At 68.3% G+C, this 13,003-nt stretch carries 13 protein-coding genes; 7 read left to right on the top strand and 6 right to left on the bottom strand.

Annotated features, from left to right (window positions below; genetic code table 11):
* Positions 1-31: 31 nt before the first annotated feature.
* The 5 genes from ACUDP5_RS19575 (at position 32) to ACUDP5_RS19555 (ending at position 4,493) form a co-directional block, all read left to right on the top strand.
* On the top strand, positions 32-457 hold the full coding sequence (locus ACUDP5_RS19575; RefSeq protein WP_263911149.1) for a CopD family protein: 426 nt from the start codon (positions 32-34) through the stop codon (positions 455-457).
* Positions 458-654: 197 nt separating this feature from the next.
* Entirely contained in the window at positions 655-1,494 is an 840-nt protein-coding gene (locus tag ACUDP5_RS19570) for a MetQ/NlpA family ABC transporter substrate-binding protein (protein ID WP_445656949.1), read from the top strand.
* Positions 1,495-1,501: 7 nt separating this feature from the next.
* Complete coding sequence (locus ACUDP5_RS19565) at positions 1,502-2,617, top strand: methionine ABC transporter ATP-binding protein (protein ID WP_445656948.1); 1,116 nt, start codon at positions 1,502-1,504, stop codon at positions 2,615-2,617.
* Positions 2,598-3,254 (top strand): ABC transporter permease, encoded by a 657-nt coding sequence (locus tag ACUDP5_RS19560; RefSeq protein WP_263911145.1) that lies wholly within the window; start codon positions 2,598-2,600, stop codon positions 3,252-3,254. The genes ACUDP5_RS19565 and ACUDP5_RS19560 overlap by 20 nt, the downstream gene beginning before the upstream one ends.
* 48 nt (positions 3,255-3,302) lie before the next feature.
* Complete coding sequence (locus ACUDP5_RS19555; protein ID WP_445656947.1) at positions 3,303-4,493, top strand: trans-sulfuration enzyme family protein; 1,191 nt, start codon at positions 3,303-3,305, stop codon at positions 4,491-4,493.
* A gap of 86 nt (positions 4,494-4,579) precedes the next feature.
* Here the strand turns inward: ACUDP5_RS19555 and ACUDP5_RS19550 are convergent, their stop codons facing one another.
* Positions 4,580-5,644 (bottom strand): hypothetical protein, encoded by a 1,065-nt coding sequence (locus ACUDP5_RS19550; RefSeq protein WP_445656946.1) that lies wholly within the window; start codon positions 5,642-5,644, stop codon positions 4,580-4,582.
* Positions 5,645-5,721: 77 nt separating this feature from the next.
* A complete protein-coding gene (locus ACUDP5_RS19545; protein WP_445656945.1) occupies positions 5,722-6,180 on the bottom strand; it encodes a hypothetical protein in 459 nt (152 codons plus the stop codon).
* Positions 6,181-6,422: 242 nt separating this feature from the next.
* On the opposite strand from ACUDP5_RS19545, the gene ppk2 reads away from it, so the two are divergent.
* Complete coding sequence (ppk2, locus tag ACUDP5_RS19540) at positions 6,423-7,676, top strand: polyphosphate kinase 2 (RefSeq protein WP_445656944.1); 1,254 nt, start codon at positions 6,423-6,425, stop codon at positions 7,674-7,676.
* An 82-nt stretch (positions 7,677-7,758) separates the two neighbouring features.
* Here the strand turns inward: ppk2 and ACUDP5_RS19535 are convergent, their stop codons facing one another.
* The 4 genes from ACUDP5_RS19535 to ACUDP5_RS19520 form a co-directional block, all read right to left on the bottom strand.
* Positions 7,759-8,139 carry an RNA-binding S4 domain-containing protein gene (locus ACUDP5_RS19535; RefSeq protein ID WP_263911137.1) on the bottom strand — a complete coding sequence of 127 codons (381 nt, stop codon included), beginning with the start codon at positions 8,137-8,139 and terminating at the stop codon, positions 7,759-7,761.
* Between the two features lie 59 nt (positions 8,140-8,198).
* Entirely contained in the window at positions 8,199-9,908 is a 1,710-nt protein-coding gene (locus ACUDP5_RS19530; RefSeq protein WP_445656943.1) for an EAL domain-containing protein, read from the bottom strand.
* A gap of 191 nt (positions 9,909-10,099) precedes the next feature.
* Complete coding sequence (locus ACUDP5_RS19525; protein ID WP_445656942.1) at positions 10,100-11,089, bottom strand: tripartite tricarboxylate transporter substrate binding protein; 990 nt, start codon at positions 11,087-11,089, stop codon at positions 10,100-10,102.
* On the bottom strand, positions 11,086-11,922 hold the full coding sequence (locus ACUDP5_RS19520; RefSeq protein ID WP_263911132.1) for an amidohydrolase family protein: 837 nt from the start codon (positions 11,920-11,922) through the stop codon (positions 11,086-11,088). The genes ACUDP5_RS19525 and ACUDP5_RS19520 overlap by 4 nt, the downstream gene beginning before the upstream one ends.
* 129 nt (positions 11,923-12,051) lie before the next feature.
* Here ACUDP5_RS19520 and ACUDP5_RS19515 point away from each other — a divergent pair, with 129 nt between their 5' ends.
* Positions 12,052-12,939 carry a LysR family transcriptional regulator gene (locus tag ACUDP5_RS19515; RefSeq protein WP_263911130.1) on the top strand — a complete coding sequence of 296 codons (888 nt, stop codon included), beginning with the start codon at positions 12,052-12,054 and terminating at the stop codon, positions 12,937-12,939.
* The last annotated feature ends 64 nt before the right edge of the window (positions 12,940-13,003 follow it).

Below are 13,003 nucleotides of genomic sequence, written 5' to 3'. Positions count from 1 at the left end.
ATCCGTCCGCCCTCCGGTGATAATGCCGCGCATGACCTATCAACTTCTGAAAATGCTGCATGTCGCCGCCGTGGTCGCATGGCTGGGCGGCTCGTTGTTCGTGTCCCTGTTCCTGTTGTCGTCGCAGCCGCCCGACAGCGACGAGGCGCCCAAGGAACGCAAGATGCTGGGCGCGCTGCGCCGCTGGACGCTGTTCGTGACCACGCCGGCCATGGTGCTGGCCTGGCTGATCGGCCTGCACCTGGCCATGACCTTCGGCTGGTTCGCCATGGACTGGCTGTGGATCAAGGCCGGCGTGGCGCTGGCACTGTCGGCGCTGCTCGGCATCCAGAGCGCCGCGCTGCGCCGCCTGGCCCTGGGCGGCGCCAAGCGCCCGCCCTTGGTTGACCTGTATGCGCCGTTCACCGTCATTGCGGCTGCGGTGATCGTGACGCTGGTGGTCGTCAAGCCGTTCTGAAGGCCAGGTTGGCGGACCGGGACTCTGCGCCCGTCCGCCCCAAGCGGTTCCGGCCAATCACCGTGCCGTCATATGCGCCCGCCACATAACCAAACACCCCTGTAATAAGGACTCAACCAACTATTCGTTCGTGCGCGCAGGGGCCGTCCCTAGAATCGTCTCTCTCATAACCGGCTTGACTTAGAGGCGATTTCCATATGACTCCCCGTACTTTCTCCGCCCGCACGGGCACGCTCATCAAGGGCTTCTTTGGCGCCGTGCTGGCCGCTGCGGCGATGTTCCACGGACCGGCATTCTCGGCCGATCCCAAGCCGTTGAAGGTGGGCGTGCGCGGCGGCGTCGACGAGCAGATCTGGGAAGTCGTGGCGCAGGTCGCCAAGAAGAACGGCCTGGCCGTCGAACCCGTCGTCATCACCGGCACCGCCAGCCCCAACGAGGCGCTGAACAACGGTGACCTGGACGCCAATGCCTTCCAGCACATTCCCTTCCTGAACGACCAGATCAAGCAGCGCGGCTACAAGCTGGTGTCGGTGGCCAACACGCTGATCTCGCCCATCGCGTTCTATTCCAGGAAGTACAAGTCGCTGAAAGATCTGCCCAACGGCGCCAAGGTCGGCATTCCCAACGACCCCAGCAACCAGACCCGCGCGCTGGTGATCCTGCGCGACAACGGCCTGATCACGCTGCGCGACGGCTTCGATCCGGCCACGGGCACCGCCACGCTGGCGGACGTGACGTCCAACCCCAAAAAGCTGGACTTCGTGGAAAGCGCCTCGGTGGTGCTTGCCCGTTCGCTGCCGGATGTGGACACCGCCGCCATCGTCAACAGCTTTGCCTATCAGGCCGGGCTGATCGCCACTCGCGACGGCATCGCGGTCGAGAAGAAAGAAAACAACCCGTACGTGAACATCATCGCCGTGCGCGAAAAGGACAGGAACGCGCCCTGGGTGCCGGAGCTGGTCAAGGCCTACCACTCGGAGGAAGTGCGCCAGTTCATCCTGAGCAAGTACGAAGGCTCGGTGATTCCGGTCTTCTAGGCGCGTCATGATCCAACACGAGTTTTCCCTGCCGCACGAAGCCGCGCAGGCCGAGGCCGGCGCGGCGCAGGATGCGCACATCGTCTTCGAAGGCCTGCAGAAGCACTATCCCGGCCCGCAGGGCCCGGTGGCAGCGCTGTCGGACATTTCGTTTTCTATCTCGCGCGGCGAGGTCTTCGGCATCATCGGGCGCAGCGGCGCGGGCAAGTCGACCCTGCTGCGTTCCATCAACATGCTTGAGCGGCCCAGCGCCGGCCGGGTGCGGGTGGATGGCGTGGACGTCGGCAGCCTGGACGAGGACGCGCTGGTGGGCCTGCGCCGCCGCATCGGCATGATCTTCCAGCACTTCAACCTGCTGTCGGCCAAGACCGTGGCGCAAAACGTGGCTTTGCCGCTGCGCGTGGCGGGCGTGAAGCCGGCCGCGGCGCGGGTGCGGGTCGACGCGCTGCTGGACCTGGTCGGGCTGCGCGACAAGGCGGATACCTATCCGGCCAAGCTGTCGGGCGGCCAGAAGCAGCGCGTGGGCATCGCCCGGGCGCTGGTGCATAACCCCGAAATCCTGCTGTGCGACGAAGCCACGTCCGCGCTGGACCCGGAGACTACCCAGTCCATCCTGGCGCTGCTGCAGGACATCAACCGCAAGCTGGGCCTGACGGTGGTGCTGATCACCCACGACATGGCCGTGATCCGCGAAGTCTGCCACAAGGTGCTGGTGCTGGACGGCGGCCGCAAGGTCGAACACGGCGAGGTCTGGCGCGTGTTCGGCGATCCGCAGGCCGACGCCACGCGCGCCTTGCTGCGCCCCTTGCAGCACGACCTGCCGGCGGACCTGGCGGCGCGGCTGGTGCCCGACCTGCAAGGCCTGGACGGCCGGCCGGGCGTGGCCGTATTGCGCCTGCGCTTCACCGGCCAGGGCCGCCCCGAAGGCGTGTCGCTGCAAGCGCTGGCAGCGCTGGGGCCGGGTGCGACGCTGCTGCATGGCGGGCTGGACCGGCTGCGCGGCCATGCGCAGGGCAGCCTGCTGGTGTCGGTGCCCGCCGCCGTTCTACAGGAAGAGGCCGCGCGCGCCGCGCTGGTGGCCGATCAGATCAAGGTGCTGGGATATGTCGCTGCCAATGCTTGATAAATACCTGCAGGCCTTCCTGCAGACGCTGACGATGGTGGGCATTTCCGCCGCCATCGCCATCATCGCCGGCCTGACGCTGGCCGTGGTGCTGACGGTGACCGCGCCCGGCAACCTGTACCCCAAGCCGCGCCTGAACAAGGCGCTGTCGGTCACGGTGAACACCTTTCGCGCCATCCCCTTCATCATCCTGCTGGTGGCGATGCTGCCGTTCACGCGGATGCTGGTGGGCACCACGCTGGGCACCTGGGCCGCGATCGTGCCGTTATCGGCCAACCTGGTGCCGTTCTTTGCGCGCATCGCCCAGGTCAGCCTGAACGACGTCGACCACGGACTGGTGGAAGCCGCCCGCGCCATGGGCTGCCGGCGCTGGCACATCGTGCGCCACGTGCTGCTGCCCGAGGCGCTGCCCGGCATCATCGGCGGCATGACCGTCAGCGTCATTGCCATGATCAACGCATCGGCCATGGCCGGCGCGGTGGGCGCGGGCGGCCTGGGCGACCTGGCCATCCGCTACGGCTACGAACGCTATGAAACCCGCGTGATGTTCGAAGTGATCGTCATCCTGATCGCGCTGGTGTCGATCGTGCAATTCACCGGCGAATGGCTGTCGCGCCGCGCCGACCACAAGCGTTGAGGGCGCGCCGCGCCGTCCGCATCCCCTGACTTTTCCTGGAGTCCCCTCATGTCCGATTCGCCCCAACACGGTTTTGCTACCCGCGCCATCCACCTGGGCTACGAGCCGCTGGATGAGCAGGGCGCTCTGTCGCCGCCGCTGTACCTGACGTCCACCTACACCCAGGACAGCATCGAGGCCTTTGACCAGATCCGCCTGGGCGATAAGGCCGGCTACGTCTATGGCCGCACCCGCAACCCGACGCAGGCGCTGCTGGAAGAGCGGCTGGCGTCGCTGGAAGGCGCCGAGGCCGGCGTGGTGACGGCGTCCGGCATGGCGGCCATTTCGGCCACGCTGCTGTCGCTGCTGCAAAGCGGCGACGAGATCGTGGTGGACCAGATCGTCTATGGCACCGCCTTCACGCTGTTCGCGCAGGGCCTGCCGCGCCTGGGCATCCGCGCCGTGTTCGCGGACTTCACCCGTCCGGAAACGGTCGCCGCCGCCATCGGCCCCAAGACCCGCGCGGTCTACTTTGAAACGCCGGCCAACCCCAACCTGCGGTTGGTGGACATTGCCGCCGTGTCGACGATTGCACGCGGCAAGGGGCTTCTGACCATCGTCGACAACACCTTCGCCACGCCGGTGCTGCAGCGCCCGCTGGAGCACGGCGCCGACATCGTGCTGCATTCGGCCACCAAGTACCTGGGCGGCCATGGCGACCTGCTGGCCGGCGCCGTGGTGGGGCACAAGGAACATATCGACGCGATCCGGCTGCAAGGCTTGCGCTACTTCACCGGCGCGACGCTGTCGCCGTTCACGGCATTCCTGGTGCTGCGCGGCATCAAGACGCTGGAACTGCGGGTCGAACGCCACAGCGAATCGGCCTTGAAGGTGGCCAAGTTCCTGCGTGAACACGCGGCCGTGGCCGACGTGTTCTATCCCGGCCTGGCCGGCACCGCGGGGGCCGACATCGCCCAACGCCAGCAAGCGGCGGGCGGCGGCCTGGTGGCGTTTGAACTCAAGGGCGGGCTGGCCGCCGGCCGGCGTCTGCTCAACAGCCTGAAACTGGCGCGCATCGCCGTGAGCCTGGGCGATCCCGAAACGCTGATCCAGCATCCGGCGTCGATGACGCACGCCAGCTACACGGCCGAAGACCGCGAGAAATACGGCTTGTCGGAAGGGCTGCTGCGGCTGTCGGTGGGCTTGGAAACCGCCGCGGATATCCTGGCCGACCTGAAGCAGGGGCTGGATCGGGTGTAGGCGCTGCGAAACGGCGCCTGGGTGGCGGATCGGCGATAACGCGGGTCCCGCCATGGCGCCGGATCCGCGTCAGGGCAGCGCCGGCATCAGCGCAGGTCCGACGTCAGGTTGTCGAACTGCTGCAATTCCAGCCGTGTGCGTTCGTCGGTCAGGCGTCGCACCGTCAATTGGTGCGCCTGAAACCGCGTCAAGAGCGCGTCCTGGTCGAACACGATTTCGTCGTGCTGGGCGCGCCAAGACCGGCGGTTGTCGTCGAGCAGGTTGATCATCTTTTCGAACTCGGCCAGCGTCAGGCGTTCGATTTCCCAGTTGCGCGCCAGGGTCGCCCGCTGGGTCGTGCGCGACTTGAGCGCGCCTTCGATCATCTGGTTCTTCTGCTGCTCGGTCAGGTCCAGGCTGCGGATGATGACGGGCACGTCGGTCAGCAGCTTCTGGTTCTGCTGGCTGTATTTCTGCACGATGTGCTGCGATTGTTCAAGGATCAGCCGGCTTTCCACCAGGCCGCGGTCGCGCGCCAGCCGGTTGGCGATGAACAGTTCAGACAGTCGCACCTCTTCCAGTTCCTTCATGTAGGCGCGGTACTGCGCCAGGCGCTGGCCCAGCATGATCTTCACGCCGCGCTCGATCTGGCCATAGGTGCCGCGAGCCTTGGGCGTGGGGTCGATGTCCGGCACGTCGCCGGTGGGATGGTCGGTTGCGTACAGGGCCGTGCGCATCAGCTCGCCGGCATGGCGGATCTCGGCGTAGGCGGTGTCTTTCTGCATGCGCTGGTAGGCGCCGATGGCGCTCAGCGTGACGCACGTGCCCAGCAGCGCCACCCCCACGCCGAATGCGATGCGGGTGCGGTTGCGCGGCGTGCGCAGCCGCTTGAAGAGCGACAGCACCAGTATCGCCACGGCGGGCGGAATCGCCAGCGCGAGGGCCGCGCCAATGCCGTAGCCGAGGGTCGACGCCGTGCCGGTATCCAGGGTGGATGAATCTCGCCGCACGCTGATCGCCATCAACCACAGACCGAGATAGATCGCCCAGGTCCAGAACGTGAGCGCGCGGCTGGCGGTGGGCGGGGTACGCAGGGCGGCGGCCAGCGGATCGGCCGCCGCAGGGGGGGCGGGCGAGGGCGGCACGGGGTCGGCCGCCATATCGGAGGGCACGCTTTCCAGGCTCGGGATGGGGGCTTTGCGCGTGTCCACGGCGGGCGGAAGGGGCGAGAAATAATTGGCGGTAAATGTTACTGTGCGACCTTTTCCGGCGCAATCGAATCTCGCTGCCAGGCCACCCATTCGCCCGCGCCGTCGAAGTGGCGCGGCCCGCGTTGCGCGGTGGCCAGACCGGCGCGGAGCACCTCGTGGTTCAGACCCGGCATGTGCCGCAGCAGGGCCGGCGGCAAGGCATCCACATCCAGCACGTCCTCGTCGAACTCCACCGCCATCAACGCGCCGTCGTCCTGCACCCGCACGTACCACAGGCCTTCCATGTAGTCGCCGTGCCAGGGGTCTGGAAACACGGCTTGGCGAAAACGAAAGCCGAATTCATGCACGTCTTCCCAGGGCCACGATTGGCGCAGGCCCATGCGCGCGGCCAGCTCGCTGGCGCGCGTGAAGCCGGCGTCGTCGAAGCGGATGGTTTCGGCGAAGGGGTCGGGCGGGGCGGGCGGGCCGGCAAGCAGCCTTTTCAGGAATGACCACATGATGGCGTCGGGGAAGCGGTTTCGATGCGGCAGTGTAGCGGCGGCACGGCGCTGGCGGGAGGACTGGCGCGGCCCTATGCGCAATGCGGCCCCGGTGGGGCCTGCGGGCCGCAGGCTGCAATGATGTTACAAGTCTTGATTCAGATCAACGTCCCGCGCCATGGCGCGGGTTAGGGTTGCGCTTTTTCCTGACGGGTCGCCGGCGACTGGCCGGAGCCCACGCGCAGCAAGGACAGGGATCCATGACAGACAAGACCTCGCAAGCCTCCGAATCCACCCAGGCCGACCTCGCCACCAAGCCGGCCTCCAGGTCGGCCACCAAATCGGCCAACAAGCCCGCCGCCAAGTCCGCCGCCACGCGCACCGCCGGGGTACGTGCTTCGGCCGCCAAGCGCACGCAAGCCGCCCGCCGCGCGCCCGGCGCTGCAACGACCGCCTCGCGCAGCAAGCGCGTAGAGGCCGCCGCCCAACTGCCGTCCATCGAGCCCGCCGTCACGGCTCGCAAGCGCGTCAGCGCGCGGGAAGCCGCGGCCCGCCAGGAAACCACCGCCGTGCTGGCGGACATTGCCCGCCGCTACACCGTGGGCGAATCCGGCGAGGCCCACGAGGCGCTGCGCTCGGTGATCGAAGAACTGTCGCCCGATGACGCGATGGCCGTGCACCGCGCGCTGCTCGAGGCCAGTGCGCAGGCGCCCGCCGCCCGCCGCAATCCCGACGAAGAGCTGGCCACCGATTGGCGCGAGGGCATCTACCCCTACAAGCACCGCATGCTGCGCCGCAATTACGAAAAGCAGAAGTACGCCTTGCAGGTGGAACTGCTGAAATTGCAGGCCTGGGTCAAGGCCACCGGCCAACGCGTGGTGATCCTGTTCGAAGGGCGCGACGCCGCCGGCAAGGGCGGCACCATCAAGCGCATGATGGAACACCTGAATCCGCGCGGCGCGCGCGTGGTGGCACTGGAAAAACCGTCCGACACCGAGCGCGGCCAATGGTATTTCCAGCGCTACGTGCAGCACCTGCCCACGGCGGGCGAGATCGTGATGTTCGACCGCTCCTGGTACAACCGCGCCGGCGTCGAACGCGTGATGGGCTTCTGCACGCAGGCGGAATATCTTGAATTCCTGCGCCAGGTGCCGGACTTCGAACGCAACCTGGTCGCCAGCGGCATCCACCTGGTGAAATTCTGGTTCTCGGTCAGCCAGGAAGAGCAGCGCCGCCGCTTCCTGCAACGCAAGGTGCATCCGCTCAAGCAGTGGAAGCTCAGCCCCGTCGACCTGGCCTCGCTGGACAAGTGGGACGACTACACCCGCGCCAAGGAAGCGATGTTCGCGCACACCGACACCGCCGATGCGCCGTGGATCGTGGTCAAGTCCGACTGCAAGAAGCGCGCGCGCCTGAACGCCATGCGCTACCTGATCGGACGCCTGCCGTACGAAGGCAAGAGCGCCGAGCCTGAAATGGCGCTGGATTCGCTGATCGTGGGGCGGGCGCTGTAAAGCCGGGTGCGTTGGGCCGGGCCTGCGCGTTGGCCGGGCCGCGGGCCGGCGCGGCGTCGCCGCTGCGTGCGAGGCGCGCCGCTTACTTGCCGCGCATCTGATCGATCAGTCGCCGATCGCGCTTGGTTGGACGTCCCGCTGCGATATCCAGCGCCGGCTCGGGCGCCAGGCGCCGCATTTCTGCCGCGCGGGCGCGGGCGGCGGCGCTTTCGGGGGTTTCCTCGTACAGTTGCCGGGCCACCGGCGCCGGGCCGCGCACGCCGCTGACCGCCACCACGCGCACGTGCAGCGCGGGGTCTTCCTTGCGCAGGCTGACCAGGTCGCCGGCGCCGACTTCGCGCGCCGGCTTGGCGGGCTGGCCATTGACCTGCACCCGGCCCTTGCCGATCTCGTCCACCGCCAGGCTGCGCGTCTTGTAGAAGCGCGCCGCCCAGAGCCATTTATCCAGCCGTATCTTTTCCATCGTGGTTCATCCAGACATCAGCCAGACATCATAGCGGCCGCGGCGACATCGCGTCGTCTTCAGCGCCGCGAATCGCGCAGCAGCGCGGCGAAGGCGCCGGCGGGCAGGGCGCGGCTGAACAGGAAGCCCTGCATGGCATCGCAACCTTCCTCGATCAGCATCTGGCGTTGCGCCTCGGTTTCGACGCCTTCGGCCAGCGTGCGCATGCCCAGCGAATGCGCCAGCCGCACCACGCCACGGATCACGGCGGTGGCCGTGGGCATCTTGCCCAGCGCCCAGACGAACGACTGGTCGATCTTGAGCGTGTCGATGGGCAGCCGCACCAGGTAGGCCAGGCTGGAATAGCCGGACCCGAAGTCATCCAGCGATGCCGAGATGCCGGCCTGGCGCAGTTCCATCAGGATGCCCGAGGCCTTTTCGACATCGCTCATCAGCGAGTTCTCGGTCACTTCGACATCCAGCAGCGCCGGCGGCACGCCGTGGGCCTGCGCCAGCCGCACGATGGTGCCGGCCAGGTCGGGCGCCACCAGCTGGCGGGCCGACAGGTTGAACGAGATGCGTGGCACCGGCAGGTCATCCGCCAGCCATTCACTGATGTGCTGGCAGGTGGCATTGGCCACCCACTCGGTCAGCGCCGATTCCAGCGGCGAATCCAGGATCACGTCCAGGAACGCGGCCGGGCCCAGCAGGCCGCGGGTGGGATGGCGCCAGCGCAGCAGCGCCTCGGCGCCGCACAGCGACCCGTCGTGCATGCTGATCTGCGGCTGGAAGTGCAGTTCGAACTGGTTGTGGGTCAGCGCGCCCTGGATGTCGCCGCGCAGCGACAGGCGCGCGCCCAGGCCCTGCATCAGTTCGCGGTGGTACAGCCGTACCTGGAAGCGGCCGGCCGACTTGGCGGCGTACATCGCGGCGTCGGCGTAGTTCAGCAGCATCTCGGCAGATTCGCCGGGCGAGTTCAGCATCGCGATGCCGATGCAGGCGCCCAGCGATACCGAACGGCCGTGGATGTCGCTGGGCCGCGACAGCGCGTTCAGGATCGAATTGGCCAGTGCTTCGGCCGCGCGCTCGTTGGTGTCGCGCAGCACCAGCAGGAATTCGTCGCCGCCGACGCGGGCGCAGAAGATCGACGGCGTCAGGAATCTGCGCAGCCGCTCGGCCACGTCGCACAGCAGCAGGTCGCCCTCGGCGTGGCCGAAGGCGTCGTTCACTTCCTTGAAGCGGTCCAGGTCCAGGAACAGCACGGCCAGCGACGGGTTCTGCGCGGTCAGCCCCGGCGCCGCGTCGGCGATGGCGCCGGACAGGGTCTCCATGCATTGGCGGCGGTTGGGCAGGCCGGTCAGGTAGTCGTGCGTGGCCTGGTACTTGAGCTGGGCGGCGGCTTCGCGTTCGCGCGAGACGTCGCGCAGCAATACCGCCACGCCGCCGGCACTGGGAAAGGCGCGGGCCTCGTACCAGCAGGCCAGCGGCGCGTAGTAGCCGGTATGGCTGGCGGGGCTGTCGGTCTGCAAGGCCGTCCGGCACGCCTCGTAGTAGCCGGTGGCGACCAGGTCGGGGCAGCTGTCCCACAAAGCCTGGCCGATCAGGTCCTGCCTGCTGCGCCGCAGCAGCCGTTCGGCGGCGGGGTTCACATGGCGCACGTGCCACGAACGGTCCAGCGAGATGAAGCCGTCGGCCAGGCCGTCGAGGGCGGCGCCGTCCAGGGCTGCCGCGGGTGTCCTGGCCGCGCCGGCGGGCGGGGGCGGGGAGGGCTCGTTGCTTTCTTGGTTCATCTCGTTCCGGATTTCCCTGAGCGCATGCGATCCGCTCTTTGTATCGCATCGGCAGGGCGCCGTAAAACCCGAACAAGCACCAAAAAAAGGGCGCCCCGAAGGGCGCCCCAAGACCGGCAATCCGGTTGCGGACCGTGAGGCCGCGTGTCAGGCATCCCGGGGATGCCGCCGCGGCCAGGTCCGGGCAGTACTCAATCCAGTTTCAGGCCGGCTTCCTTGACCACGCGCTGCCACTTGTCGATTTCAGCGCGGCGGAAGGTGTCCAGTTCGGCGGGCGTCGAGCCGATGGGCTCGGCGCCGATGCCTGCGAGCTGTGCGGCGATCTGCGGGTCCTTCAGCACCTTGGCCAGGGCTTGCGAGACCTGGTTGACGATCTCGGGCGGCGTGCCGGCGGGCGCGAAGACGGCGTTCCATTCGTAGGTCTCGTAGCCCGGCACGCCGGATTCGGCGATGGTGGGCAGGTCGGGCGCGGCCGTCGAGCGTTGCGATCCGCCGACGGCCACGGCGCGCAGCTTGCCGTTCTTCACGTGCTGCCAGGCCGAGCCCATGCTGGCGAACATTACCGGCACCTGGCCGGACATGACGTCGATCATGGCCGGACCGCCGCCCTTGTAGGCCACGTGCTGCAACTGGGTCTTGGCCAGCAGGTTGAACAGTTCGCCAGCCAGGTGCTGGGCCGAGCCGGGGCCGGCCGAGGCGAAATAGACGGGGTCCTTGGCGCCGGGCTGGCCCAGCTTGATGAGGTCGGCCACGGTCTTGACTTCGTACGACGGCGTCACCACCAGCACGTTGGGCACGCGCAGCAGCAGCGATACCGGTGCAAAGGCGGTCAGCGTGTCGAACTGCATCTTGGGGTGCAGCGCGGGGTTCTGGGCGTGGTTCGAGGCGTCCAGCATCAGCGTGTAGCCGTCGGGCTGGGCCTTGGCCACCACGGCGCCGCCGATCATGCCGCCGGCGCCGCCGCGGTTTTCGATCACCACCGGCTGGCCCAGTTCGGCCGCCAGCTTGGGGCCGATCAGGCGGGCCACCACGTCGACCGTGCCGCCGGGCGGATAGGTCACCACCAGCGTGACGGCGCGCTCGGGATAGGCGGCCTGTGCCGCGCCGGCAGCGCCGGCCAGCAATCCGGCGGCGGCCAGCAGGCAGCCGCGCCGCGCGAGGCGTTTGAACAGAGGGGTCATCGTGGGTCTCCTTGGAATTGGAACAGCTGCAACGGCGTGTCGGCGAGCACGGCGCGCCGTTGCGCGGGGTCGTCGATCCAGGCGTCCAGCCACTGCGTCGCCGCAGGGTAGGACGCCAGGTGGCGATGCTCGGTATGGGGCCAGTCGCTGCCCCACATGAGTCGGGCGGGCGTGCAGGCCCGCAGCAATTGCTGCGTCGCCTCGCGCCCGGATGCGGCACAGTCGGCGGCGGGCCAGTTGCGGTACGCGGCCGCCAGCTTGACCCAGACGCGGCCGCTGTCGGCCTGGCGCAGCAGATAGGCAAAGCCCGGGTCGGTCACGCCCAGCGCAGGGTCGGGCCGACCGAAGTGGTCCACCACCAGGCGGCAGCCGGCTTGCAGCAGCGCCGGCATGATATCGGCCAGGCGCGCGGCCTGCACGTGGATTTCGACATGCCAGCCCAGTGCATTGACGCGGTCCAGCAGGTGGCGCCAGGCCGGCGTCTGGATCTCGGGCAAGGGCAGGCCGATCAGGTTCAGGCGGATGCCGACCACGCCGGCCGCGGCCAGGGCCTGCAAGGCCTCGTCCGTGATGGCGGGATCGACCACTGCCACGCCGCGCAGCCGCTCGGGCTGCGCGCGCAGCGCCTCGACCAGATGGCTGTTGTCGGTGCCCAGGAAGCTGGGCTGCACCAGCACGCCGTGCGTCAGGCCGTGTGCGTCCAGCAGGGCCAGGTATTGCGCCAGCGTGGCGTCGTAGTCAGGCGTGTGGCGGCGCGTATCGGCCAGCGCCAGGCCTTGCCGGAATACGTGGGCGTGGGTGTCGACGGCGGGGCCGGTCGCGGACGGGGGCAAGGCAGTCTCCTGGGGCGGGTGCGGCGCCGGGGGCCCACCCGCTTCTGTAAGGTTTTGTAAGGCGGGATTGTAGGAAGACCGGGTATAGTTTTCTATTGTTTGAAAACGCTTTATTTATATTGAATCGATATGGAAACCCGGCATCTGCGCTATTTCCTGGCGGTGGTCGACCACGGCAGCGTCAGCCGCGCGTCCGAATGGCTGGGCATTGCCCAGCCGGCGCTCAGCCAGGCGCTGGGCCGCATGGAAAAGGACCTGGGCGTGCGCTTGTTTGAACGCTCGCGGCAGGGCAGCACGCCCACGCCGGCCGCCCTCGCCATCCTGGAAGATGTGCGTGCCAGCGTCACCCGCATCGACGCGGCCGCCCGCCGCGCCCAGGAAATCGGCCGCGGCAGCGCCGGGCAACTGACGGTGGGGCTGGTGTCCTCGGCGCTGTTCAACACGTTGCCCCGGGCGCTGCGCGAAATGCGCCGGCAAGCGCCCGGCGTGCGCATCATCCTGCGCGAAATGAGCAATGCCGAGCAGGCCGAAGCCCTGCAGACCGGCGAGATCGATATCGGCCTGATGCACACGCCGGTGGCCGTGGGCGGCCGCATGCGCGAACGCCAGCTGCTGCGCGACCGCCTGGTGGCGGCGGTGCCGGACGAATTCGAGGTTGCGCCGGATGGCCAGGTGTCGATGGCGCAGATCGCGCAGGCCGGCCTGGTGATGTATCCGCAGTCGCAATTGCCGGCCTTCTATGCCGACATCCTGGACGCCATGCGCAAGGGCGGCCACGACGCCCACGTGAACCAGGAAGCCAATCGCACGCTCACCGTGCTGGCGTGCGTGGCCGGCGGCTGCGGCGTGGCGCTGCTGCCCAGCTGGATCCGGTCGCTGGATTTCAGCGGCGTGCGTTTCTGCGAGGTGCGCGATGGCGAACGCCTGCCCAGCTTCGACCTGAGCGCCATCTGGCCGGCGCGGTCGGTGCCGACGCTGGCCGATACGTTCGCCAATCTGGATCTGGGCGCACAGTAGGGCCGAGGACGGCCTCGCCCCGGGTTCACCCAGGCTTTCAGTCCGCCTTCAGTTGCGCCGCCGA

This window comes from Achromobacter sp. NCFB-sbj8-Ac1-l (assembly GCF_052695805.1).
Note: the sequence above shows the minus strand (reverse complement) of the source record. Positions and strands in the feature narration are given on the sequence as shown.

Coding starts and splice junctions, on each gene's coding strand:
- ACUDP5_RS19575 (WP_263911149.1), top strand. CDS start 32: ATGACCTATCAACTTCTGAAAATGCTGCATGTCGCCGCCGTGGTCGCA.
- ACUDP5_RS19570 (WP_445656949.1), top strand. CDS start 655: ATGACTCCCCGTACTTTCTCCGCCCGCACGGGCACGCTCATCAAGGGC.
- ACUDP5_RS19565 (WP_445656948.1), top strand. CDS start 1,502: ATGATCCAACACGAGTTTTCCCTGCCGCACGAAGCCGCGCAGGCCGAG.
- ACUDP5_RS19560 (WP_263911145.1), top strand. CDS start 2,598: ATGTCGCTGCCAATGCTTGATAAATACCTGCAGGCCTTCCTGCAGACG.
- ACUDP5_RS19555 (WP_445656947.1), top strand. CDS start 3,303: ATGTCCGATTCGCCCCAACACGGTTTTGCTACCCGCGCCATCCACCTG.
- ACUDP5_RS19545 (WP_445656945.1), bottom strand. CDS start 6,180: ATGTGGTCATTCCTGAAAAGGCTGCTTGCCGGCCCGCCCGCCCCGCCC.
- ppk2 (WP_445656944.1), top strand. CDS start 6,423: ATGACAGACAAGACCTCGCAAGCCTCCGAATCCACCCAGGCCGACCTC.
- ACUDP5_RS19535 (WP_263911137.1), bottom strand. CDS start 8,139: ATGGAAAAGATACGGCTGGATAAATGGCTCTGGGCGGCGCGCTTCTAC.
- ACUDP5_RS19530 (WP_445656943.1), bottom strand. CDS start 9,908: ATGAACCAAGAAAGCAACGAGCCCTCCCCGCCCCCGCCCGCCGGCGCG.
- ACUDP5_RS19525 (WP_445656942.1), bottom strand. CDS start 11,089: ATGACCCCTCTGTTCAAACGCCTCGCGCGGCGCGGCTGCCTGCTGGCC.
- ACUDP5_RS19515 (WP_263911130.1), top strand. CDS start 12,052: ATGGAAACCCGGCATCTGCGCTATTTCCTGGCGGTGGTCGACCACGGC.